Annotated in this window: 21 protein-coding genes; 5 read left to right on the top strand and 16 right to left on the bottom strand. The window is 70.4% G+C overall.

The annotated features are described in order from the left end of the window. Nucleotides 1-8: 8 nt before the first annotated feature. Nucleotides 9-935 carry a LysR family transcriptional regulator gene (locus tag MBA17_RS12535; RefSeq protein WP_238496572.1) on the bottom strand — a complete coding sequence of 309 codons (927 nt, stop codon included), beginning with the start codon at nucleotides 933-935 and terminating at the stop codon, nucleotides 9-11. A 90-nt stretch (nucleotides 936-1,025) separates the two neighbouring features. Between MBA17_RS12535 and MBA17_RS12530 the strand changes: the two genes are divergently transcribed. Then, entirely contained in the window at nucleotides 1,026-2,237 is a 1,212-nt protein-coding gene (locus tag MBA17_RS12530) for an MFS transporter (protein ID WP_238496571.1), read from the top strand. Here the strand turns inward: MBA17_RS12530 and MBA17_RS12525 are convergent. The 11 genes from MBA17_RS12525 to MBA17_RS12475 all read right to left on the bottom strand — a co-directional run bounded on the left by MBA17_RS12525 (nucleotide 2,203) and on the right by MBA17_RS12475 (nucleotide 13,916). Beyond that, nucleotides 2,203-2,613 carry a hypothetical protein gene (locus MBA17_RS12525; protein ID WP_238496570.1) on the bottom strand — a complete coding sequence of 137 codons (411 nt, stop codon included), beginning with the start codon at nucleotides 2,611-2,613 and terminating at the stop codon, nucleotides 2,203-2,205. The two genes, MBA17_RS12530 and MBA17_RS12525, sit on opposite strands and share 35 nt — an antisense overlap. Before the next feature lie 93 nt (nucleotides 2,614-2,706). Then, complete coding sequence (locus MBA17_RS12520; protein WP_238496569.1) at nucleotides 2,707-3,609, bottom strand: hypothetical protein; 903 nt, start codon at nucleotides 3,607-3,609, stop codon at nucleotides 2,707-2,709. A 64-nt stretch (nucleotides 3,610-3,673) separates the two neighbouring features. Continuing rightward, nucleotides 3,674-4,468: an enoyl-CoA hydratase/isomerase family protein gene (locus tag MBA17_RS12515; RefSeq protein ID WP_238496568.1), complete on the bottom strand. Its 795-nt coding sequence runs from the start codon at nucleotides 4,466-4,468 to the stop codon at nucleotides 3,674-3,676. After that, a complete protein-coding gene (locus MBA17_RS12510; protein WP_238496567.1) occupies nucleotides 4,465-5,640 on the bottom strand; it encodes a CaiB/BaiF CoA transferase family protein in 1,176 nt (391 codons plus the stop codon). The genes MBA17_RS12515 and MBA17_RS12510 overlap by 4 nt, the downstream gene beginning before the upstream one ends. A 25-nt stretch (nucleotides 5,641-5,665) precedes the next feature. After that, nucleotides 5,666-7,000: an MFS transporter gene (locus MBA17_RS12505; RefSeq protein ID WP_238496566.1), complete on the bottom strand. Its 1,335-nt coding sequence runs from the start codon at nucleotides 6,998-7,000 to the stop codon at nucleotides 5,666-5,668. Nucleotides 7,001-7,013: 13 nt separating this feature from the next. Further along, nucleotides 7,014-8,567: a class I adenylate-forming enzyme family protein gene (locus MBA17_RS12500; protein WP_238496565.1), complete on the bottom strand. Its 1,554-nt coding sequence runs from the start codon at nucleotides 8,565-8,567 to the stop codon at nucleotides 7,014-7,016. Next, complete coding sequence (locus MBA17_RS12495; RefSeq protein ID WP_238496564.1) at nucleotides 8,564-9,736, bottom strand: extracellular solute-binding protein; 1,173 nt, start codon at nucleotides 9,734-9,736, stop codon at nucleotides 8,564-8,566. The genes MBA17_RS12500 and MBA17_RS12495 overlap by 4 nt, the downstream gene beginning before the upstream one ends. 21 nt (nucleotides 9,737-9,757) lie before the next feature. Further along, nucleotides 9,758-10,780 (bottom strand): LacI family DNA-binding transcriptional regulator, encoded by a 1,023-nt coding sequence (locus tag MBA17_RS12490; RefSeq protein WP_238496563.1) that lies wholly within the window; start codon nucleotides 10,778-10,780, stop codon nucleotides 9,758-9,760. Continuing rightward, nucleotides 10,777-11,235 (bottom strand): MaoC family dehydratase, encoded by a 459-nt coding sequence (locus tag MBA17_RS12485; protein WP_238496562.1) that lies wholly within the window; start codon nucleotides 11,233-11,235, stop codon nucleotides 10,777-10,779. The genes MBA17_RS12490 and MBA17_RS12485 overlap by 4 nt, the downstream gene beginning before the upstream one ends. A 462-nt stretch (nucleotides 11,236-11,697) precedes the next feature. After that, on the bottom strand, nucleotides 11,698-12,402 hold the full coding sequence (locus tag MBA17_RS12480; RefSeq protein ID WP_238496561.1) for an SRPBCC family protein: 705 nt from the start codon (nucleotides 12,400-12,402) through the stop codon (nucleotides 11,698-11,700). 362 nt (nucleotides 12,403-12,764) lie between these two features. Then, nucleotides 12,765-13,916 (bottom strand): ROK family transcriptional regulator, encoded by a 1,152-nt coding sequence (locus MBA17_RS12475; RefSeq protein WP_238496560.1) that lies wholly within the window; start codon nucleotides 13,914-13,916, stop codon nucleotides 12,765-12,767. Nucleotides 13,917-13,996: 80 nt separating this feature from the next. Here MBA17_RS12475 and MBA17_RS12470 point away from each other — a divergent pair, with 80 nt between their 5' ends. After that, a complete protein-coding gene (locus MBA17_RS12470; RefSeq protein ID WP_455432748.1) occupies nucleotides 13,997-15,259 on the top strand; it encodes a Gfo/Idh/MocA family protein in 1,263 nt (420 codons plus the stop codon). Nucleotides 15,260-15,717: 458 nt separating this feature from the next. On the opposite strand, the gene MBA17_RS12465 is transcribed toward MBA17_RS12470, so the two are convergent. The 3 genes from MBA17_RS12465 to MBA17_RS12455 form a co-directional block, all read right to left on the bottom strand. After that, entirely contained in the window at nucleotides 15,718-16,011 is a 294-nt protein-coding gene (locus MBA17_RS12465) for a hypothetical protein (RefSeq protein ID WP_238496558.1), read from the bottom strand. A 474-nt stretch (nucleotides 16,012-16,485) separates the two neighbouring features. Continuing rightward, nucleotides 16,486-17,709 (bottom strand): formaldehyde dehydrogenase, glutathione-independent, encoded by a 1,224-nt coding sequence (gene fdhA / locus MBA17_RS12460; protein ID WP_238496557.1) that lies wholly within the window; start codon nucleotides 17,707-17,709, stop codon nucleotides 16,486-16,488. A gap of 312 nt (nucleotides 17,710-18,021) precedes the next feature. Continuing rightward, nucleotides 18,022-18,864, bottom strand: coding sequence for a helix-turn-helix domain-containing protein (locus tag MBA17_RS12455; protein ID WP_238496556.1), 843 nt, complete (start codon nucleotides 18,862-18,864; stop codon nucleotides 18,022-18,024). 545 nt (nucleotides 18,865-19,409) lie between these two features. On the opposite strand from MBA17_RS12455, the gene MBA17_RS12450 reads away from it, so the two are divergent. After that, entirely contained in the window at nucleotides 19,410-19,868 is a 459-nt protein-coding gene (locus MBA17_RS12450; protein ID WP_238496555.1) for a GNAT family N-acetyltransferase, read from the top strand. Between the two features lie 133 nt (nucleotides 19,869-20,001). On the opposite strand, the gene MBA17_RS12445 is transcribed toward MBA17_RS12450, so the two are convergent. Next, nucleotides 20,002-20,787, bottom strand: a complete 786-nt coding sequence (locus tag MBA17_RS12445; protein ID WP_238496554.1) for a DUF998 domain-containing protein — start codon at nucleotides 20,785-20,787, stop codon at nucleotides 20,002-20,004. A 418-nt stretch (nucleotides 20,788-21,205) separates the two neighbouring features. On the opposite strand from MBA17_RS12445, the gene MBA17_RS12440 reads away from it, so the two are divergent. Both MBA17_RS12440 and MBA17_RS12435 read left to right on the top strand, forming a co-directional pair. Then, complete coding sequence (locus tag MBA17_RS12440) at nucleotides 21,206-22,426, top strand: MFS transporter (RefSeq protein ID WP_238496553.1); 1,221 nt, start codon at nucleotides 21,206-21,208, stop codon at nucleotides 22,424-22,426. A 182-nt stretch (nucleotides 22,427-22,608) separates the two neighbouring features. Further along, nucleotides 22,609-24,042: a cytochrome ubiquinol oxidase subunit I gene (locus MBA17_RS12435; RefSeq protein WP_238496552.1), complete on the top strand. Its 1,434-nt coding sequence runs from the start codon at nucleotides 22,609-22,611 to the stop codon at nucleotides 24,040-24,042. Nucleotides 24,043-24,052: the final 10 nt, after the last annotated feature.

Raw genomic sequence — 24,052 nt, 5'->3', positions numbered from 1 at the left:
TCGGCGGACTATGCCGAAATCATCGGCCCGCCTTGGAGCACCTCGCCGCTGACCCGCTCGGCCGTGACCTGGCGGAAGGCTCGCACCATGGCGGTCTCACCGTCCGCGTGCCAGACCAGGGACAGCATCGACCTGGGCAGTCCCTCCACGGGGACGAAGACGATGTCCGGGCGGCTGTGATAGTCGGCGGTCAGCGCGCACAGCACCAGCACCCCCTGATTGGCCGCGATCAGGCACAACCCCTCCTGCATGGTCGCCGCCACCGGCCCGCGCGGCACCGGCCGCCCGCCGGGGGTGACGGTGGGCGAGAAGAGCTCCCGCCAGTACGGCGGCGCGGGCTCGGCGATCTGGACGAACCGGCAGTCGGCCAGTTCTTCGGCGGAGATCGACACCCGGCCGGCGAACGGGTGCCGGGTGGAGACGGCGAGCGACTGCGGCTCGCTGTTCACCTTCGCGCCGAGGACCAGCCCGGGTTCCGCCACCGGTTCGCACACGAAGGCCACATCGACCTCGCCCCGCAGCATCGGCCCGAACGGGTCGCTGAACGGCATCTCGCAGACCTCCACCGCCGAACCGGGATGCCTTGCCTGGAACGCTGCGACGATCTCCATCACGATCTGGTGCGGCGTGCCGACGAACCCGGCCCGCAGCACCCCCGTGACCCCTCGGGCCGCCGCCGTCGCCGACTCGACGGCCTGCCTGAGCGAGTCGTAGGCGGGACTCAGGTCCGCGAGGAACCGGGTGCCGAGGGGGGTCAGCCGCACCCGGCGGCTGGTGCGCTCGAACAGCCGCGCCCCGACCCGCGTCTCCAGCGACCGCAGCAACTGGCTGACCCGTGCCTGGGACACGTACATCCGCTCCGCCGCCCGGCCGAAGTGCAACTCCTCGCTCAGCGCGAGAAAGCACTCCAGTTCCCTGATCTCCAGCCCGCCCACCACGCACTCCCTCGATCGATAAGCCCCACTGATCCAATGATTCGATCTTCGGCGTTGTTCCCCAGGTGGGACGGCTGAAGGGTGGGAGCCATGCCTGCAACGACTCGATCGCCGCTCATGTACTGGCTCGCCGTCATATCGGTGTCCGTCGGGACCTTCGCCGTCGTCACCACCGAGATGCTGCCGGTCGGGCTGCTCAGCTCGATCGGCGCCACCCTCGACGTCTCCGACGGCCGGGCGGGCCTGATGGTGACGGTGCCCGGTCTGGTCGCCGCGTTCGCCGCCCCCGCCGTCACCGTGGCGGCCGGTCGGCTCGATCGCCGTCTGGTGCTCGGCGTGCTGATCTCACTGCTGGCGGCGGCCAACCTGCTCGCCGCGCTGTCGCCGTCCTTTCCCGTCATGCTGCTCGCCCGGGTGCTGTCGGGGGTGACCGTCGGCGGTTTCTGGGCGATCGCGGTCGGCCTCGCCGTACGGCTGGTGCCCGAGCGGTCGGTCGGCACCGCCACCGCGATGATCTTCAGCGGGATCTCGGTGGCGTCCGTGGCCGGAGTCCCCGCCGGCAGCCTGATCGGCGAGGTCGCCGGGTGGCGGGCCGCGTTCACCGCGATGGGAATCCTGTCCCTGGCCGTGCTCGCGGCGATCGCCCTGCTGGTGCCGCCGCTGCCCACCGCCCAGCCGATCCGGTTCCGCCAGCTCACCGGCCCCCTCGGCGACCCCCGCCTGCGGGCCGGCCTGATCACCACCGCCCTCGTCGTGACCGGCCACTTCGCGGCCTACACCTACGTGACACCCGTGCTGCGCGACGTCTCGGGCGTCGCGCAAGGCCTGATCAGCGCACTCCTCCTGGTGTACGGCGTCGCCGGGGTCGCCGGCAACTTCGCGGCGGGCTGGGCCGCGCCGCGCGACCTGCGCGGCACGCTCCTCACGATCATCGTCCTGCTGGCCGCCGCGATGCCGCTCATCCCGGCGCTCGGCCCGGGAACGGCCGGGGTGATCGCCCTGCTCGTCGTGTGGGGCCTGGCCTACGGCGGTGTCTCCGTCTCCCTGCAGACCTGGATGGTCTCGTCGGCGCCGCAGAACCCGGAGGCGAGTTCCGCGTTGTTCGTCTTCGCCTTCAACCTGGCGATCGCGCTCGGCGCGCTGGTCGGCGGCCTGGTGGTGGACGCCGCCGGCCCGTCTGGCGCGATGTGGTTCGGCGGCCTCCTCGCGTTGGCAGCCCTGCCGGCGGTGGCGCTCTCGCGGCGGGCGAAGCCCCCCGCGAACACCGCTAGGACTTGCGCGGAGAGCCCATCACCTCGTTGATCACCTGGGAGGCGTTGTGCGCCCCGACGTGGGCCGCGAGCCGTACCGACAGCTCGTGGGAGCGCTGGAGCTGCAGGTCGGTCCGGGCCTTGCCCGACTGTCCGGCCTGGACGCCGAAGTACGCCCCGGTGATCGTGCCCGCCACCCCGCACACCCCGGCGAACAGCGTCGCGAAGTCGGCGCTGGCGAACACCGCGGCCCCGAACGCGACCAGCACCACCACCAGCCCGGTGATCACCACGTAGAACCCGTACCGCCACCGCGACGCGTCCGCCTGCGCCGCCGTCAGGTCGTCGGACACCATCATCGCCTCCAGCGCCGACGTCCTCTCGGCCGGCTCCAGCGGCAGCGGCTTCTCGGTCGGCGGAGCGGACATTGGGGCCTCCCATGGCGAAGATTCGGATGCTCGGAGGCAATCTCCCACGTCTTCCCGCCTAAACCAACCTGGTCCGTCGAAGACGACGTGAGGTCAGGAGGCGTCCTCGATGTCGTCGAGACGGGCGGCGAGTTGCGGTCCGTCGCCGTCGACGAGCGCCGAGACGGCCCGCCACCAGGCGAACCACTCGCCGCTGCGCCACATCCAGTCGACCCGCTCGATGGCGGCGATCACCTCACCCTTGAACCGCCACGGCGGCCCCGCCTGCTCGACCGTGGCCCCGTGGCGGAGCGCCCAGGCGCGCAGCGGCTCGGCGGCGCCCGGCTCGACCGGCTCCGCGTAAGGGTCGGGCTCCTCGCCGGGGAGCGGGTGCGGCCCCAGCCCGGCGGCCACTCCCCAGCTCCACTGGGCCTCGGCCGGGGGCGAGTATCTGAGCGAGGCGAAGTCGAGATTGGAACCGAGTTCCTCGTCCGCCCTGCGCACCACCACCGCGTCGAGCCGGCCGCCCGCGTCGAAGCCCACCACCAGCCGCTGCTCCGGCTCGGCCCCCTCCGGAAGCTCGATCCGGTCCTCGGCCTGCCAGGAGTTCAGGTCGGCGGTCGCCACCGCCGGGCCCCACCGCGCGTCGGCGGCGTCGTCGGCGATCCAGGCGGCCAGCATCTCCAGCACGGTGAGGTCGGTCCACGGCTCGATCGCCGTGCTGGTGGCCAGGACCTCGTCCGGGGCCGGCAGCTTGACGCCCCGGCCCCGCTCCCACCAGCCGGACCCGAGGTCGCGGGTGCCGACCAGCAGGCTCGCCAGCGACGCCAGCTCCGCCGAACGCCGGGTCAGCGGCGCCCATCTGGCCAGTTCGGCACACCGCGCCGTCCGCTCCGCACCGAGTGCCGCCCTCGCCTCGCCCACCAGCGCCCCACCGGTCGGCTGCTCCTCTCCGAAGAGATCATTGACCAACCGCCTGGCCTGGCTCCGAGCATCATCCGCGCGTGCCTCCCGCATACCGCCACGTTACGCCCAGAGATCCTCTTCCGCGAGGCTCCGTCACAACGACCCCAAACAGCGGTCAGTGGCCGGAAAAGCGTGGATCCCGTTTGGCGACGAAGGCGTCGATGCCCTCGGCGGCGTCCGCCGTGGCGAACAACCGGGACAGCACGGACTGTTCGGTGCTGAGCGCGGCGCCCAGGGACTGCTGGACGCCGTCATCGATCAGGCGCTTGGCCTCACGGACCGCGAGGGGAGCCCGTGCGGCGATCTCCTGAGCCAGCGCGAGGGCCGTCGGCAGGAGGTCCGCCGCCGGGACGACGCGGTGCAGCAGGCGGAGACGGTCGGCCTCGTCCGCCTTCATGACGCGGCCGGTCATCACCAGTTCCTTGGTCGCCCGTGTGCCGATCGCGCGGGAGAGGCGCTGGGTGCCGCCACCGCCGGGCAGCAGGCCCAGCTTGACCTCCGGCAGCCCGAACCGGGCGTGCTCGGAGGCGATGATGAGGTCGCAGCACAGGGCCACCTCGAAACCGCCGCCGAGCGCGTAGCCGTTGACCGCGGCGATGACGGGCTGCGGGAGCTGCTCCAGCTCCTCGAACACCGAGCGGGACAACCGCTGGTAGGCGTCGAAGGCGGGCAGGTCGACACCGTGGTACTCGCCGATGTCGGCGCCGGCGACGAAACCCCGGCCGGTGCCGGTGAGGACCAGCACCCGGACGTCGGTACGGCCGCGCAGCCCGCGAAGATAGTCACCGAGCGCGCCGACCATGCTCTTCGACAGCGCGCCCAGCGCTTCCTCGCGGTCGATGCGGAGCACCGCCACGGCTCCCTCGCACGTCTCGACGAGATGCTCGTGGACCCGCCGTTCCCCGTTCACTGCGCGGCCATGTCCCGCCGCAGGGCGGCGATCTCGCCGGCCGAGAGAACCTCGCCGAGCACCTCGTCGGTGTGCTGACCGGTCACCGGCGGCGCGTGGCGCAGCCGCCACGGCGTCTCCGACAGCCGCACCGGGCAGCCGATGAGCTCCAGCTTGCCGGCGCGCGGATGCTCGACTTCGACGATCATGTCGTGGCCCTGCTCGCGCAGCTCGTCGACGGCCTCACGGGTGGTGCGCACCGGCGCGCACCAGATGCCCCGCGGCAGCAGGAGGTCGACCAGTTCGGCCACCGGCCTGGTCGCGGTGACCCGCTCCAGCCGCTCCTTGATCTCGTCGCGGTCGGCCCACGCGTCGAGCGCGTCGACGCCCTCGGCCCCGAGGAGCCCGGCGACCTCGCCGGCCGGGGCCATGGCCAGCGCGAACCAGCCGTCGGAGGCACGGTAGACGCCGAACGGGGCCGACAGCCACGCCTGGCCGATCCCGGTGCTGGAACGTTCCCAGTCCTGACGCTGGTTGACCATCGCGGAGATCTCCTGGCACTGCAGGGCGATCGCGGTGGAGTACAGATCCACTTCGACGCGCTGCCCCAGGCCGTGCCTGGCCCGTGCGAGGAGGGCGGCGAGGATCCCGTTGGCGAGGCACAGCGCCGTGGACGCGTCGACGATGGACGTGCCGGCCGGGGTCGGCGGGTCGCCGGCCCGCCCGCCCGCCGCGGCCAGGCCGGACATCGCCTGAATCAACAGGTCCTGGCCCGGACGCCGCTGCTCGGCGAACACCGTGTCCCTGCCCCAGCCTGAGCCCGAGCAGTAGACGATGTCCGGCTTGACGGCCTTGAAGTCGTCGTAGCCGAGGCCCAGCCGGTCGAGCACACCGGGCCGGAAGTTCTCCACCACCACGTCACACGTTTCGGCGAGCTTGAGCAGGGCGGCACGTACGGCGGGCGCCTTCAGGTCCACCGCGATCGAGCGCTTGTTGCGGTTCATGGCCAGGAAGGCCGCCGAGTCGCCGGCCACCAGCTCGCCCATCATCTCCAGACCGCGTTCCCACTCACCGCCCATTCGTTCCACCTTGATGACGTCGGCGCCGAGATCGGCCAGCAGTTGCGTGCCGTACGGACCGAGCATCATCTGGGTGAAGTCGAGGATGCGGATTCCGTCGAGTGCTTCGGGCATGAGGTCCTCCCTAAGTTCTTGGTGGCTAGTTCTTGGTGGCGGTGGATGCGAGGCGGGCGGCACGGCCGAACAGCGCCAGGAGCACGGCGGGGATGCCGGCGATCAGGGCCGAGATCCCGAAGGCGAGCACCCAGGACTCGCTGTCCTCCACCAGGTAGCCGACCACGACCGGGGCGAAGATGCCGGACAGGTTGGCGATGAAGTGGATGAAACCGGAGACCGATCCGAACCGTGCCTTGGGGATGGCCGGTCCGATGAGGGCGAAGAACTGGGCCCCGACGACGTAGAGCACGAACACCACCGCGCCCATCAGCGCGACCGCCGCGGCGGTGGAGTCGACCAGCCCGACGGGGGTGAAGGCGAGCGCCACCACGATCAGTCCGATCACGATGGTCCACTTGCGGGCGGCGAACACTCCGAACCGCCGCCCGAGCGCGTCGGTGAAGACGCCGCCGAGGGCCAGGCCCAGGAAACCGGCCACCCACGGCAGCGCGCCGGCGACCGCCAGCCCTTCCAGTTCGACGCCGTGCGCCTCGGTGAGGAAGACCGGGAACCAGGTGAGGAAGGTGTAGAGCACCCAGGCGTACCCGAAGTAGCTCAACGCGGTGGTCAGCACCAGCGGCTTGCGCAGGTAGCTCAGCAGGGGCGCGTCGTCGTCCGCGCCGTTCCCGAGACGGGTGGCGTCCTGCGCACGCTCGTCGGCGGCCATCTCCGCCGCCTCGGCGGGGCCGACCCGGGGGTGCTCCGACGGCTTGTCGCGTACGACGATCCACCAGCCGATGACGAAGAACACGCCGAGTGCGCCGAGACAGATGAACGGAGCCCGCCAGTTGCCGTTGAAGGCGGCCATCAGCGCCACCACGAGCGGCGTGCCGATCGCCCCGCCGAGCGGGGTGGACGCCTGCGACAGACCCAGCGCCGTGCCGAACTGCCGCTGCGGGAACCAGTTGGACATGGTCTTGGCCGTGACCGCGGCCTGCGGTCCCTCGCCGAAGCCGAACAGGAACCGGATGATCATAAAGCTGACGGCGCTGAACCCGGCCGCCGTGAGGGCCGTGAACAGCGACCACCAGGCGATCGCCCACGCCATCACCTTGCGCGGCCCGAACCTGTCGGAGGTGTACCCGCCCACGAAGCAGAAGGGGGCATATCCGACGAAGAACACCGCCGAGATCCACCCCCAGGTGGACATGCTGAAGCCGTACTCGGCGATGATGACCGGTGCGGCCACCCCGATCGCCGCCCGGTCCGCGTAGTTCAGCCCAAGAACGAGGAAGTTCATGGACAGCACACCCCAGCGGTAGCGGATTCCCCGCTCCCGCTCGGGCGCGACCGGTCGGGCCCCGCGTGTCTCGGTCATGTGATCCTCCGAATCATTCGCCGACATGCCTGCCCCCGGCCGACCAGTAGCGGTCGCGTATCTCCCGCCGGTTGATCTTGCCGGTGCTGGACAGCGGCAGCTCGCCGACGAAGTCGACGAACAACGGTTTCTTGTAGCTCGCGAGCCTGTTACGGCAGGCGGTGACGACGTCGTCCGCCGTCGGGTGGCAGCCGGGGGCGGGGACCACGGCGGCGGCCACCGCCTCGCCCCAGCGCGCGTGCGGCACGCCGAACACCACGACCTCGTGCACGCTCGGCAACTCGGCGATGGCCCGCTCGACCTCGCCGGGATACACGTTGAAGCCGCCCGACACGATCACGTCCCGGCGCCGGTCGACGAGGTACAGGTACCCCTCGCCGTCGAACCGGCCGACGTCGCCCGTGCGGAACCAGCCGCCGGCCCCGAGCACCTCGGCGGACTGCTCCGGACGGTTCCAGTAGCCCGGCATCACCGCGTCGCCGCGCACCCGCACCTCGCCGGTCTCGCCGGCGGGCACCGGACGGTCCGCCACGTCGACGACCTCGACCTCCACCCCGCTCACCGGCCGGCCCGCGGACGCCAGCCGGTCACCGCCGCGCCGGTGGTCGGCCGCGGAGAGCACGGTGAGCGGAGCGAGCGCCTCGCTCAGCCCGTAGCACTGGTACAGCACGTCGCCGAACACCTGGGTGGCGCGGACCGCCGCCGGCACGGAGATCGCCGACCCGCCGTACGGCACGGCGGTGAGGCCGCCGAAGATCCCGGGGGCGGGCACGGCCTCGGCGGCCACGGTCAGCTCCTTGAGCATGGTCGGCACCAGCGGGAGCACCGTGACGCCGAACCTCTCGACCGCCGCGAACACCGCACCGGCCTCGAAGCGCAGCAGCGGCACGACGGCGGCGCCCGCGAAGGTGTACGCCGAACCGACCGAACCGCCGAAGTGGCTCATGGGCGCCACGTGCAGCACGACGTCGCCGGGACCGCGCACCGGCAGGTTCTCCGACAGCGCCCTGATCATGGCGAGCCACATGCGGTGGGTGACGACCGCGCCCTTGGGATCCCCGGTCGTCCCGGAGGTGTACATCAGCGCGGCCGGGGCGTCCGGCTCGGGGTCGGCGACGTCGAACCGCACCGGCTCCCCGGGTAGGGCGATCAGGTCGGCGAGGTCGAGCGCGCCGCTCCCGCCGGGCGCGTCCACCACCAGCACGCGGGCCGGCGGCGCCGCGCTCACCAGCGCCTCGAGGTGCTCCGGTTCGCAGATCACCACCGCGGCCTGGCAGTCATCAGCGATGCCCGCGATCTCACGCCCGTGCAGCCGGCTGCTGACCGCCACCCGGACGAGGCCGGACAGGAACAGCGCGTGCTCGATCCGCAGGATCGCGGCCTGGTTGTGCAGGGCGATCACCACCCGGTCGCCGGTCCGGGCGCCCCGCTCGCGCAGCCGTACGGCGATGGCGCGAGCACCGGCGCCCAGTTCCCCGAACGTCAGCCAGCGGGTGCCGTCGTGGACGGCGGGGAGCTCCGCGTGCCGCTCGTGCGCCTGCCGTGCCAGCGCGGCGAGAGTGCTCACGGCGCGATCACCTCCCGCCACAGCTCGCCGATCGCGGTGACGACGGCGGTGTCGGACTCGCCGCGGGACACCATCCGGTGCAGCAGCTCACCGGCCCGCTGCTGGAACAGCGGATATCCGGGCGTGCGGTCGCGCAGGAAGGCGCGGTCGAGGGTGGCGAGGGTGCCGTCGAAGAAGCCGTGGGTCAGCCGGTTCAGCTCTGGATCGTTCCAGGCGGCCCGATGCCCGGGCTGTCCGCCGGCGGTGGCGAAGATCCCCGTCTGACACGACCGGGACACCACCCAGGACGCCAGCTCCGCCGCCGCCGTCGCGGCGGGCATTCCGGCGCACCGGGCGGAGATCGCCAGGCCGACGCCGCCCAGCATGGTGCCGTGCCGTACCGGCGCGTCGGCGAATCTCACCAGGTGCCGGCCGAAGCCGCTGCGGGCGTAGTTGGAGTAGCCGAAGATCAGCGGCGCGTAGCCCACCGGCTCGCCGGCGGCCATGCCGTCCAGCGTCTGGATCGGGTCACGGTCGAAGGAGACCGGGTCCACCAGGCCCAGCAGTTCCCGCAGCAGGGCCAGGCCGTCCGCGGCGACGCCGGGCTCGATCCCGGTCTCCGGCCACCACGCGGGACGCCCGCCGTTGTGGCCGTTCCCGCTCGACACGTCGGCGGCCTGATGCTGGCACAGCGAGAGGAACGAGGACCAGAGGTGCGTCGGGTTGGCCGGGATCTGCGCGGACACTCCGGCGGGGAGGTTTCGCAGCAGGTCCAGCGCCTCCGCGAGGGTGCGCGGGGGCGCGCCGGGCAGCAGGTCCGGCCGGTACGCGCTCACCTGCGCGGCGGCGTCCATCGGCAACGCCCACTGCGAGCCGTCCATCGAGTAGCTGCGAAAGCTCGGGCCGACGCTGTTGGCCCGCTGCTCGTCCAGCACCTCGGGCGGCAGGATCTCCTCCAGCGGAAGCAGGGCACGGCTTGCGGCCGCCTGGCCGGTGAACGGGTGGTCGATCGCGAGCAGGTCGTAGCGGGCCGCCAGCTCGGTCACCGGGGTGTCCTCGAACTCCCGCAGCGCCCGCGCGTGCCATTCGACCGTGATGCCCGGGTGCCCGGCGAGGAACGCGGTCGTCGCGGCCTGGATCGAGGACATGCCGCGGGGGTGGTTCCACGTCATGCCACGCAGATGGGTCATCGAAGGTCCAATCGGAGAGGTTCAGGGACGGCCGGTCGAACCGCGCACGACCAGTCGCGGGGGTGGATCGGTGATGAGATGGCCGCCCTCGGGACCGTCGAGGTCGTCGCCGAGGACCAGTTCCACCGCGCGCCGGCCGAGCTCGCGCAACGGAAGCAGGACCGTGGTCAGCGGCGGAGCGCCGTGCTCGACGAACCACGCGTCGTGGACGGCGATCATCGACAGGTCGCCCGGCACGCCGACGCCGTGCTCGCGAGCCGCGGCCAGCGCGCCGACGGCCACCACCACGTTGGCCACGAAGACCGCGGTGGGAAGTCGCGGGCAGGCGAGCAGCGAGGTCATCGCCGCGTGGCCGGCGGCGGCGTCCCACTCCTGCGCGATGATCCATTCGGGCCGGATCGGCAACCCGTGCCGATCCATCGCCTCGCGGAAGCCGGCCAGGCGGCGCACGGAGATGTCGGTGACCGCACGGCCGCCGACGAACCCGATGTCGCGGTGGCCGAGCTCGATGAGGTGCTCGACGGCGAGCGCGGCGGCCTCCTCGTCGGCGAGCCGGATTCCCGGGACGCCCGCCCGGGGCCGGTTGTTGACCAGGATGGTCGGCAGATGGCCGGCGGCGCGCGAGGCCAGTTCGTCGTCGAAGTCGAGGCCGCTGCTCTGCCAGAGCAGACCGTCGATGCGCCCCTCGCCGATCAGCCGGTCGAACGCCTGGGCGTTGGAGGCGAGTTCCGGCGAGTCGGCGAGCAGCAGCACCTGTCCGTGGGCGGCCGTGGCGAGCTGGGCGCCGCGGATGATCTCGGCGTGGATCGGGTTGCTCACGTCCTGCACGACCAGGCCGATCGCCCCGGCCTTGGCCAGCCGCAGGGCACGGGCCGAGACGTGGGGAACGTACTTGAGCTCTTCGGCCGCCTGGATCACCCGCTGCCGGGTGTCGTCGCGAACCCTGAGGGTGGCGTCACCGGTGAGGATCCGGGACACCAGCGAGACCGACACCCCGGCCCGCTCGGCGACCGCCGACAGGCCCGGCGCGCGACGGCCCTTCACGCCCGCACCGCGGGGCGGTGGCCGACGAGGTAGAGGTGGACCAGTGACAGGACCACCTCGCCGCGCTGGTTGGCGACCGTCACGGTCTCCTCGACGAAACCCGCGTCGGCGCGCCGGGGATGGGCGCGCTTGGCGGTGATCTCGGCGGCCACCGTGATGGTGTCGCCGATGTGCACCGGCCGGATGAAGCGGATGCGGTCGTAGCCGTAGCTCATCGAGGCGGGGTTGATGTCACCGGCGGTCATCCCCACCGCGACCGAGAGGATCAGCGTGCCGTGCGCGATCCGGGCGCCGAACGGCTGGGCGGCACACCATTCGGCGTCCACGTGGTGCGGGAACCAGTCGCCGGTCTGACCGGCGTGCAGCACGATGTCGGACTCCGTGATGGTGCGCCCCATGGTCCGGCGGACCTCACCGATCTCGATGTCCTCGTAGTGTCGCTCGATCGTGCGCACCAGCGATCTCCTCATCCCCTGCTGCCGAACTTCTGTTGGTATAACGTTTTCACGACCCAGTGAAACGTTATACCAACAGAGAGAACCGGACGCAAGAGACAAATCACCGGACCTGGCGCCGACGGTTCCACCGCACGCGGCGCACCACCGACCTCGAAACCGGGCGACCGAGAACACACGGAACGGCAAGGACCGCCCTCCAGCGCGCAGCCCTGGCACGGCGAGCGACCCCGTCAGCCCCGCCGCCCCTGGCACGACGAGCAGCCCGACGCCTCCTGTACGGCGAGCGACCCCGTCAACGCCCGGCCTTGTACGCCGAACGACCCCGTCAACGCTCAGCCCTGTACGGCGAGCCACCCGTCAACGCTCAGCCCTGTACAGCGAGCCACCCGTCAGCGCTCAGCCCTGTACGCCGAGCGGCCCCGGGTCAGCCCGCCGGCCCCTGCACGGCGAGCGGCCCGGTCAGCCCCGGCGGCCGCCACGACCGAGCAGCCACCCGATGACGGCGCTGCCGAGAGCGACCCCCGCGCCCATGCCGAAGGCCGCGAGCAACGACCACGCGGGCACCCCGGGACGCACCTCCTTGCCGGGACGCGAATAGACGGGCCGCCCCGGTTCACCGGCCACCGCCCCGTGCTCCGCCATACCCGGCACGATGGGCGTCGCCGTACCCGAGACGATGGGCGTCGCCGTACCCGCGACGGCGGGCGGCTCCCCCACCGGGGCGGCCAGAGCCGTGAGATGGGACTCGACCGCGGTGAAGAACTCGGCGGCGGTGCGCTTGGCCACCGACCCGAGCATGCGCTGCCCCACCCCGCCGATCATGCCGCCGACGACCGCCTCGGCGTCGTAGTCGACCCGGGTGCCGCCCTCGGCATCGGTCAGCCGTACCTGAACGGTCGCGTCGACGGTTCCGGGCGCGCCCTGACCACTGGCCTTGAGGACGAAAGCACCCGGCTCGTCGAGATCGGACAGCGCCACCTCGCCCTGGTAGACCCCCTTGATCGAGGCGACCCCCGCGCTGACCGTCATCCGGTAGGCGTCGTCACCGAGCGCTTCGAGCCGCTCGCAGCCGGGAATCGTGGTCACCAGCACCGCCGGATCGCGCAGCGCGGTCCACAGCCGCCTCCGTTCGACCCCGAGCAGAGCACTTCCGACGACCTTCATCGACACCTCCAGAGCCCAGACAGTAGACAATCCCCGACCACGCCGGTAAGAGCAACACCTGCCCACCGGCGCGCCCCCGAATTGTCGACGGCACCCTCAGACCCAGGCCGGGCTGCGCTGGACGGACGTCGACCTGGACACGGCGAAGCCGACGGCGGCCGGACCGTCCGACAGTGGACCGCCAGGCGGGTACACCCTTGATGACCAGACTTACACAAGAACACATCATAAGTAGGCATGCGACTTCGAGCCCTCCCCTTACACTGCGCCGCCCGCACACTCGTCATGAGGAGGAGTGAACCCGTTCAGGGAACCCTCTCGCTCAGTAATCATCAACTCTTCAATAAGCGGGGGCGTGGTCGTCAGGAGAATGGCTTCGGGAGGGGAGCGTCGAAGTCGTAGAGGCGGGCGTCGACGTGATCGAGCGCGCGCCGTACCGCACCCAGGACCACGGCCTGCTCCCCCAGATCGGAGATCGCCACCACGGGAGGTTCGAGGCAGAACGGGTCCAGATGCCGGCGCACCGGCGCAAGCAGCACGTCGCCCGAGCGCGAGACGCCACCGCCGAGCACCACCAGCTCGGGATCTACGGTCAGCACCAAGGCGGCGATGCCTTCCGCCAGGTCACGCGCGTATTGCTCGACCGCCCACTGCGCGGCCGGGTCGCCGGACCTGGCCGCGGCGAAGACCTGGGCGGCGGCGTCCAATGGCGCAGTGCCGGGCGGCAGGCCCTGGAAACCGGTCAGATGGACGGGCGCGCGGTGCCAGCCGACCAGCGGCAGCGCGCCGATCTCGCCCGCGCCGCCCCTGGCGCCTTTGAGCAGCTTGCCGTTCACCACGATGCCAGCGCCCGTGCGCACGCCGGACAGCACGAACACCAGGTCGTCGACGCTCCCGGCCTGGCCGCGCCAACGCTCGGCGAGCGCGGCCAGGTTGCAGTCGTTCTCCACCAGCGCGGGGCAGTCGAAGCTCGCGCGCAGTTCGCCCGCCAGATCGAGCCCGGTCCACTCGGGAAGGGCGACCGACAGCCTCACCACGCCCTCGGCGGTCACCACCCCGGTGGTGCCCGCGCAAACCGCGGCGATGCGGTCGACGGTCAGCCCACCGGCCTCCAGCGCGGCCGCGACCGCCGTCCTGAGACCCGCCAGTCGCTCGGCGCGGCCGGCGGTGGCGGCGATCCGCTCGACGTGCGCGGCCACGACCGTGCCCTCCAGATCGGCGACGCCGGCCCTGACCGTGTAGGAGCCGATGTCGATCCCGAGCACGTGGGCGCCCGTCGCGTGGAAGGCGAACAACCTGGCCGGCCGTCCCATCTGGCCGCTCTCCGGTGGCAGCTCCCTGAGCCAGCCCGCCGCCAGCAGCTCCTCGACCAAGCTCTCGACGGTCGGCCTGGAGAGCGCGGCCGCCTTGGCCAGGTCGGTCAGTCCGAGCGGCCCCTGCGACCGGACCGTGCGGAGCGTCGTCGCAAGATTGATCCGGCGAAGCCGCGAGGTGTCGCCGCCGCGAATTGTCACGCTTGCCCCCTTGACAGATGCTGCACCGTAGAAATAAAAACATCCTTCATTAGTAATGTGCAAACTCATAGGGGATGCGGATGGTCACTCTTGCCGTCATTGGGGCGGGCCTGCGAGGCACCGGTTACGCCAGGCTGGCGCGCCAGGGCGGGTTGGCCGAGGTCGTGGCCGTGGCCGAGCCCGACCAGGGCAGGCGGGCGGACTTCGCGGCCGAGCACGGCATCCCGGCCGAGCGCGTCTTCGCCGACTGGCGGGACCTGCTGGCCGACGGGCGGCTGGCCGACGCGGTGATCGTGGCCACGCAGGACCGCCTGCACCTCCAGCCCGCCGTACGCGCGGCCGAGCTGGGTTACCACATCCTGCTGGAGAAGCCGATGGCGCCGACGGCGGAGGACGCCGAGGCCATCGCCGAGGCCGCCGACCGCAACGGCGTGATCCTGGCGGTCTGCCATGTGCTGCGCTACGCGCCCTACACCATGAGGCTCAAGGAGCTCCTGGACGAGGGCAGGATCGGCCAGATCATGAACATCCAGCACCTGGAGCAGGTCGGCTGGTGGCACCAGGCACACTCCTTCGTGCGGGGGAACTGGCGCAACGAGGCTGAGTCGGCCCCGATGCTACTCGCCAAGGCCTGCCATGATCTCGACTGGCTCGTGCACATCAAGGGCGATGTGCCCGAGCGGGTCTCCTCCTTCGGCAAGCTCGTCCACTTCACCGAGGAGAGCAAGCCCGCAGGGGCTGCCGACCGATGCCTGGACTGCTCGATAGAACCCACCTGCCCCTACTCGGCCAGGCGGTTGTACATGGAGTGCCTCGCCGATCCGGACCGGCACGTCTGGCCGCTTGGCGCGATCACCCGCGACTTCACCGAGGAGGGCGTGCTCACGGCCCTGCGCGAGGGCCCGTACGGCAGATGCGTCTACGCCTGCGACAACGACGTGGTCGACAGTCAGGTGGTGATCATGGAGTTCGCCGACGGCACGAGCGCCACCTGCACCATGACCGCGTTCGGCGCGCTCGAGCACAGGAAGACCAGGATCTTCGGCACGCACGGCTCGATCGAGTGCGACGGCGAGACACTCCGCGTCCACGACTTCATCACCGATGAGGTGTCGGTGGTCGACGCCCTCTCCGGAGCGGACGCCTCGGCCGCCTCCGGGCACGGAGGGGGTGACGGAGCGCTGATGGAGGCGTTCATCGCCGCCGTCCGCGACAACAACCCGGCCCTGGTCTCGACCGACGCACAAGCCAGCCTCGCCACGCACCGGGTGGTCTGGGCTGCGGAACAGGCCAGGCACACCCGAACCGTCGTCTCGATAGGAAAGACCCCCCACCAAGCGTAAAGTGACGGCCCTCCTCCTGATCGGCGCCCTCGGCCTGACCGCCTGTGGCACCGGCGCCACCTGGATGATCGAATTCGGCGGACCGGCCTTCGCCGGTCTCGGCATCACGGCCGCCCTCCTACGCCACCCGCACCCGCCCGGTCTGCGCGAGCCTCGCCCATGGGATTTCGGCACCTGGGCGAGTTGCGCCTTGAGGTCGACGCGAACCGCCCGGCCGCGGCTATCGGGTGCACGACGAAAATCCCGCCGGCTTCGCCCACGCCGTACGGGATTTTCGCAAAACGGAGCCCACGGTGGGTGCCGGCGCGTGCTCAACGCGTACGCGTGAGCAGGCCGGCCTTCCACCGGAACGATGAACACCGCCACTACCGACTCGTCAACGCGGGCGGGAATTAGAGAATTGCACGGCACGAATTGCATGCCGTGTATTCGAACCGGTCCCGAGTGTCCGCTCAGGATTAGCCGGCTCGGCAGAACGTGCCTTCGACCAACGTCTTGATACGCCCGGCCTCGGTCTTGTTGATCTGAGCGCCGTTGGTGCCGAACCGTTCCTGGATCCGGGCGACCACATCCGCCTGTTCCACGCCGGTCCGCACCTCCTTGCAGGTCTCCAGTGCTCTGTCGATCGACCGGTTGTGATCCAGCGCCGCATCGATCGCGACGAGCCCTTCCATCAGCGCGGTCTTCTCGTCGGCGTTCGGTGAGGGGATGGCATTTGAACTGTTGACCTTATCGTCGGACGAACTGACCAAATCTGGTTTGCCACCTCCTCCGCCCGCACATCCGGCGAGGACCGTGAGCCCGGCGAACGCCGCGACCAGGACCGTGGCCGCTCGCGATCCCTTCCGCAGGAGCGGCTGCGGGCTTGGCACCGCATATACGTTCGACTGTTCATGTAAAAGCTGAGGCTGGTGATGTCCGTGAGGCATAATTAAACAGATTAGACCACTGCTATGAATTCCTGCTATATCAGCCTATGGCGGACGCCCGATATGGGCCCTCACGAGCAGTCTCTATCCCTCGTATCCCGAGCACTGCTCATCAGACCGCCGCCTGCCCCGGCCCATCGGCGCGGCACACCGCCGCACCCCGGCCCCTGCGGGCATCTCACCCGCCGGCACCGGCTCCGCGCACCGGTGCCGCCGAGCCGGCCGGACGCCGATGACGGCATCCCTGATCAGGGATGCCCTGATCAGGGATGCCCGGCGATCATCCGGCCATCGAGGCTAGGCGGTCTTGGCGAGAAGGCCGTGCGGGTCGATCACGTACTTCCGGGCCGCCCCCTGGTCGAAGTCGTGGTAGCCCTGCGGAGCCTGGTCGAGCGGGATCGGCGTGGCGTTGACGGCCTTGGCGATGTGCACCCGGTCGTGCAGGATCGCCTGCATCAACTGGCGGTTGTATCTCATCACCGGGCACTGGCCGGTGGTGAAGGAGAGCGACTTGGCCCAGCCGAGACCGATCTTGATCGACAGCGAGCCGTGCTTGGCCGCGTCGTCCGCCGCTCCCGGGTCGCCGGTCACGTACAGGCCGGGGATGCCGAGCGCGCCTCCCGCCCGGGTGACGTCCATCACCGTGTTGAGCACCGTGGCGGGATGCTCCGTCGACGCCTCCCTGCCATGACCGCGCGCCTCGAACCCGACCGCGTCGACGGCGCAGTCCACGTCGGGCGCCCCGAGGATCTGCTCGATCTGGTCCTTCGGCTCGCCGGCCGACACGTCGATGGTCTCGCAGCCGAAGCTGCGCGCCTGCGCCAGGCGGTCGGCGTTGAGGTCGCCGATGATGACCACGGCGGCGCCCAGCAACAGCGCCGACGCGCCCGCGGCCAGCCCGACAGGACCGGCGCCGGCGATGTAGACGGTCGATCCCGGCTGCACGCCCGCGGTGACGCAGCCGTGGTAACCGGTCGGGAAGATGTCCGCGAGCATGGCCAGGTCGAGGATCTTCTCCATCGCCTGGTCCTTGTCGGGGAACTTCAGCAGGTTCCAGTCGGCGTACGGGACCAGCACGTACTCGGCCTGCCCGCCGACCCAGCCGCCCATGTCGACGTACCCGTACGCCGAGCCCGGCCGGTCCGGGTTCACGTTCTCGCAGATGCCGGTCTTGCCCTCCTTACAGTTGCGGCAGCGTCCGCAGGCGATGTTGAACGGCACGGACACGAGGTCCCCGACCTTGATGAACTCCACGTCCGGGCCCACCTCGACGACCTCACCGGTGATCTCGTGACCGAGGATGAGACCCGGCGGGGCGGTGGTACGGCCACGCACCATGTGCTGGTCGCTGCCGCAGATGTTGGTCGCGACGGTCTTGACGATCGCCCCGTGTCGGACCTTGCGTCCCACGTTCGCCGGGTTGACGCCCGGCCCGTCCTTCAGCTCGAACTCCGGGTAGTCGGTATCCTCGACCTTCACCTTGCCCGGCCCGAGATACGCGACCGCCTTGTTTCCCGCCATGATGTTTCCTCCCCCGGTCGGCGGCCCATCATGAGAGCCATGATGCCGGCCACCCAAACAGGGATCCTTCCCGCCGAATGCCGCAATATACCTGCTGGTCACAGCGTCGGCGGCCCACTCGCACAGTGAACGGCGGTCCCACCGACGAACCGGCCATCGCGACGACCGCCAGCCTGTACGGCACGCCGTAGCACTTCAGAGCTACCCGAAATGTGCGCTCTCCAGGGGGAGGCCGACTACACGCGGTGATCCATACCTTTTCGATGCCTGATCTCCGGCACGGAAGGACCACCGCCCATGGCGACCCGCCTGCTACTCCGCGCCCGTATGGCCCTTCTCCTCGAAGTAGTCGGCCATCATCAGCTCCACGTAGCGCTCCATAGCGCGGGTCTGCGCAGGTGACGGCTGGACAGTCGCCGTGCGCATGGCCTGAGCCCCGAGCGTGATCCCCCGCTTGTCGGCCTCGCTGAGGTCCGGCTCCGGCGGGCGCACGCCGGCTGCTTCCTCTGCGGCCTCCACCGCCGCGCGGTACGCCGCCATCTCCTGGGCGTACCGCTCGACGCGGACGTCATCGACATGGACGTCAGCCAGCTCTTCGAACAGCGTATTCAGCCGCAAGTCTTCCGCCTTGAGGCCCGGACGGCTCTCCAGGAAGGCTTCAGCATGCACTATGTCGAGCGCGAAGCCGGTGCCGAGGGTCGCCTCCAGCAGGAGTATGAACTCCTGCTTGTCCTTGCTGGGGACCTCAAGTCCGGCTGCCTTGTAGGCGGCAGCCACCTCGGGGGTGAACAGGCCCGTGGTGGTGCCGAACTCGCGGAGCCGCGCTATCACCGCCCGCTGCTGCCGCAACCCCTCCTCCTTGGCCGCCAGGACGCGGTCCAGCTCGGTCAGGAGTGTCTGAACCTGCTCGTCATCGCCGGCGTTAGCGGCCTCGCGGACAGCCTCCAGGCTCAGCCCGGCTGCGGTCATCCGCTGAACCCACAGCAGTCGGGTGATTTCCCCCATGCGGTATGCCCGGTTGCTCGTGCCGTTCCGGTCAGGCTCGGGCACCAGGCCGATCTCGTGGTAGTAGCGGATGGCCCGGGGCGTGAGGGAGGTCAGCTCGGCGACCTCGCCGATGGACAGCGGCTTGTCAAGAAAATCTGTCGCGTGCATGGGCTACATGCCAGCACATTCCGCTACGTCATCTGCAAGCCGAGGTCGACGGAGCGCACCCCATGCCGTAGTAAGCACCCCCAGGCTCCCACCGCAAGGCCCCCGGTGTTGCCGTTCAGGTGACGACAAAACTCCCATGCCCTCTCATACCGCCCTCTCAGCGACGAAACGATCAGACGAGGGAATGGCACCTGCGAGAGGGCCAGATGTGCGGCACGCAACCGGGCGGGTCAGTCCTTCGGGCGGACGGACAGTTCGAGATGCGAGCACCGGGTACAGCGGAAGGCGTCAATGATCCAGCGCCGCTTCCCCAAACGTCTGGCTCCGCCGAACGGCCCACGCTCCAGGGCGCCCTGAATCCAACGGCCATATCCCTGGGACCCTTCACCATTGTCCTCGATGAAGCCCGGCTCCAGATCCGTGCCCTCACACTGGGTGCATCGCATGTCCGCATTGTGCCACCACGTCCGGACGCCTGGCCGGACAAGAGGGCACAAAGGCCGGGCATATCGTGATCTGCACAGCCAGCGCACCCGGAGGAACCCATGATCGAGCGGAACGGACATCGGTTGCGGCCCGCCGTCCCTGCCGACTACGACGCCATCGCCGCCGTCGTCGACGACTGGTGGGGACGTCCCATCCTGCCGATTCTGCCCCGGCTCTTCCTCGACCATTTTCATCGCACCAGCCTCGTCTCCGAGAACGCGGTCGGGCTGGCGGGATTTCTGGTCGGTATCATCTCCCCGTCGGAACCGGAGCAGGCCTACATCCACTTCGTCGGCGTCGCGCCGCACGCGAGAACGAGCGGCCTGGCCCGCGAGATGTACGAGCACTTCTTCGAGATCGCCCGCCGCCACGACCGGCACATCGTGAAGGCCGTCACCTCACCGGCCAACAAGACCTCCATCGCCTTCCACCAGCGGATGGGCTTCACCGTCGGCGGCCCGACCCCTGACTACAACGGCCCCGGCCACGACCTGGTCACCTTCGAACGCGCCATCTGACGGGCCGTGGCGATCGACTGCCACTGCTGAGCCGGGCAACGAGTAATCCATCGCCTCCCACAGGTGCCCTGATCCCGCCTGCCAAGGGCCCGGCCACGATCTGGCCGCCTTCGAACGCCCTGGCCGGCCCCGTTCATCTGGCCGCGCGGGCCGGGTCGTGGGGCGCGTCCGTGACACCGCGGTCCGCGGTCGTGGCCGAGGAGTCCGGCCGGGTGCCCAGCAGGCGTACGGCCAGCGCGGTCAACCAGGCGTAGCCGGCGCAGACCGAGATCCGCTGGTACAGCCCGCCGAGTTCGACCAGTCCTTCGGTCTGCTCGAAGGCGCGGCCGGACAGGAAGAACGCGGTCAGGAACACCACGACGGTCACGGCCGAGTAGAGCGCCCAGCCGCGCTCGCGCCGTACCGCGAACCGGACGGTGAACACCACGCAGGCCGCGGCCAGCCCGAAGAAGGCCGGCACCGAGAACGCGTCGTGCAGCACGCCGTGCAACGAGGTGTACGTCATCCGGTCGGGCGTCCCCTGCGGATAGCCGCTCACCGGTTCGGTGACGAAGATCCCGGCGCCCAGCAGCCCTGCCCCCCACAGGCCGATCAGCAGCGGCCCCCCGGTCGACCCCTTGGCCGGTCCCGGGGCGGACCGCAGCGCGCGCCGCGCGCCGACGGCGAACGCCACCGTCAGCAGGCCCGCGACGATGAAGTTGACGATCTGCGTCCAGCCGAAGTCGCCCAGCGCGAGCGAGCTCACCGGGTGGCGCAGCGCGCTGTAGCCGTCGCGCGTCGCGCCTTCGACGAGGAACGCGACGACGAACAGCGGACCGGCGACCACACCGCACCGGAGCAGCCGTTTCGTGACCTTGGTGAGCCGGAGTCCCCCGCCGGGACCCGGGGCCACCGGGGATGAGTGTGATGATCTGGTCATGGTGTCAACATAAGTTGACGAGCCTTCTCGTGTCAACTTACGTTGACGCGAATGGAGCGCGCTGGAGGTCTTGCCGGCCGGTGAGGAACCGCGCGGGATCGGGAGATCCGGATCCTGTTCGTCTCCCCCCGTGAACGGCTGCCCGTACGACAAATACACCTAAAGCGGATCCATAACGGCTCTTTCTAGAGTGCGTCCAGAGGAATCAGAGAGACGACGACGTAGGAGGAAATCATGCGACGGGACAACGACTGGGGCGCACCGGATCACGAGTGGGGCGCACCGGAACACGACTGGGGCGCACCGGAACACGAGTGGACCTGACCGTAACCCGCCCCGAGCGGCAGTGATCGGGTGAACACCTGGTGGCGGCGTCCGGATACGGGCGCCGCCATCGGCTATGCGAAGAGAGGGCACGATGCGGCGACGCGGCCATGGCGCGGGGTTCCGGCAGGTGTTCGGCTACGCGGAGTTCCGCGGGTTGTGGATGGGCGCCCTCCTCTCCCGAGCGGGTGACCAACTGGCTCGCGTGGCGCTGGCCGTCATCGCCTACCAGCGCACCGGTTCCGCCGCGCTGACCGCCGTCGTCTACGCCCTGACCCTGGTGCCCGCCCTGCTCGGCGGGCCGCTGCTCGGCTGGCTCGCCGACCGCTACCCGCGGCGCGAGGTGATGATCTCCTGCGATCTGGTCAGGACGGTCCTCATCGCCCTGGTCGCCATCCCCGACGTGCCGCTGCCGGTGCTGTGCGCGCTGGTCTTCGCGTCGCAACTGCTCGAATCGCCGGCACGGGCCGCCCGCATCGCGATGCTCCCGGACATCCTGCCCGCCGACGCCTACCCGACCGGCGTGGCGGTCAACCACCTGACGAGCCAGCTCATGACGCTCATCGGGTTCGCGGGAGGAGGGCTCATCGTGGCCCTCACCGGGCCCGGCGTCTCCCTGGTGATCGACGCGGCGACGTTCGCCGCCTGCGCACTGATCACCACGCTCGCCGTACGGCGTCGCCCCGCGTCGGGCAGGCAGGACGAGGGGGGCTCCTGGCTCGCCTCCACCGGTGGCGGACTGCGGTTGGTCACGGGTACGGCGACGCTCCGCAGCCTGCTCGTGCTGGCCCTGATGTCCGCCTTCCATGTGATCCCCGAAGGAATCGCGGTGCCGTACGCCGCCTCCCTGGGGCTGGGCACGACCGAGGCCGGAGTGCTGATGGCGGTCGTCGCGGTGGGCAACGTGCTCGGCGTGTTCCTGCTGACGCGATACGTGCCGCTCGACTCCCGGTTGCGGCTCATGGGCCCGATGGCGATCGCGGCGAGCGTGCCCCTCGCCGCGAGCCTGCTACAGCCCGGCTTCGTGGTCCTGCTCGTGCTGTGGACGGTCTCCGGGGCGCTCACCTCCTACCAGGTGATGGCGAACGCGGAGTTCGTCCGGATCCTGCCGCCGGACCGGCGGGGTCAGGCGATCGGCCTGGCCTCCTCGGCGCTGGTCGCCGTCCAAGGTCTGGGCATCCTCCTCGGCGGCCTGCTCGCGGAGTGGGCCGGCCCCGCCAACGGGCTGGCGATCGCGGGCGTCGCGGGGATCGCGGCAGCCATCCCCGCCACCCTCGCCTGGAACCGAGCCCGGGCCGAAGTCCCCATTCCGTGAAGGGATGACAGGGGAAGACCAGGTGGGGGTCGCGGGGACGCGCGGCCCGCACCTGTACGGCGAAGCCGTGTGACGAAGATCGCAGCCATCGACCGCTCCATCCCCGCCATTTGCTCTACAGCCTGTAGTACTACTAGGAGTAGAACTACAAGCCGTAGAGCTCAGCATCCCGTGAGGGGAAGATGGAAGCACTCGACCTGGCGCGGTGGCAGTTCGGCATCACCACCGTCTACCACTTTCTGTTCGTACCGCTGACGATCGGCCTGGGGATCTTCGTCGCCGGGCTGCAGACCGCCTGGCATCGCACCGGCAAGGAGCACTACCTCACGCTCACCAAGTTCTTCGGGAAGCTGTTCCTGATCAACTTCGCGATGGGCGTGGTGACGGGGATCGTGCAGGAGTTCCAGTTCGGGATGAACTGGAGTGAGTACTCCACGTTCGTCGGCGACGTGTTCGGCGCGCCGCTGGCCATGGAGGCGTTGCTGGCGTTCTTCCTCGAGTCCACCTTCCTGGGACTGTGGATCTTCGGCTGGGACCGGTTGCCCAAGCGGGTCCATCTCGCCACCATCTGGGCGGCGGCCATCGGCTCCAACTTGTCGGCATATTTCATCCTTGCTGCGAACGCCTGGATGAAGCACCCCGTCGGCTACGTCGTCGAGGACGGCCGAGCCAGGATGACCGACATCTGGGCCGTGCTGACCAACTCCACCGCGATCGCCCAGGTCCCGCACGTGGTCGGGGCCGCGTTCGTGGTCGCCGGCGGCTTCGTGATCGCCGTCAGCGCGTACCGCATCCTGCACGAGCGCCGCGCGGTGCCGGCCGTCCCCGTCCCTGACACGAGCACGACGACCCCAGCGAACGCGAAGGCGAGCACCGGGGACCCGGCGATGTGGCGCACCAGCCTGCGCGCCGCCCTCGTCATGACCGCCATCGCGGGAGCCGTCGTCGCGGGCACCGGCGACATGTCGGCCAAACTGCTCCACGAGCAGCAGCCCATGAAGCTCGCCTCCGCCGAGGGTCTCCAGCACGACGAGAGCAGCGCGCCGTTCTCCCCCCTCCCCGGCGTGGAGATCCCCTACCTGCTCAGCTTCCTGGCCACCAACGATCCGAACGCCGTCATCCAGGGCACCGAGGACCTCCAGGCCCGGTTCGAGAAGCAGTTCGGGCCCGGCGACTACCGCCCGAACCAGGCCGTCGTCTTCTGGTCCTTCCGCGTGATGGTCGGCTTCGGGCTGGCGACCATCGGCCTGTCCGTACTCGGCCTCTGGCTGACCAGGAGGCGCAGGCCGCTGCCCACCTGGTTCGCCCGGATCTGCCTGCTCGCGCTGCCGCTGCCCACCCTGGCGATGATCGCGGGCTGGCTGCTCAGCGAGATCGGCCGCCAGCCGTGGACCGTCGCGGGCGAACTGCTCACCGCCGCGAGCGTCTCCCCCGGCGTCAGCCTGGCCGAGGTGGCGATCTCACTCGCCGTCTTCACCCTCCTGTACGGCGCGCTGGCCGTGGGCGAAGCCGTACTCCTCATCCACTACATCAAGGCCGGGCCCGAGGTCCCCGCCGCCGAGTCGCAGCCCGGCGACGACGAGGCCCCTGTCCTCCAGCCCACCCTCATGTACTGATCGGGGCGCA

Origin of the sequence: Dolomitihabitans soli (assembly GCF_022213955.1) — a bacterium.
GTDB classification, from domain to species: Bacteria; Actinomycetota; Actinomycetes; order Streptosporangiales; family Streptosporangiaceae; genus Streptosporangium_A; species Streptosporangium_A soli.
The sequence above is the reverse complement of the archived record's forward strand: the minus strand, read 5'-3'. Positions and strand labels throughout refer to the sequence as shown.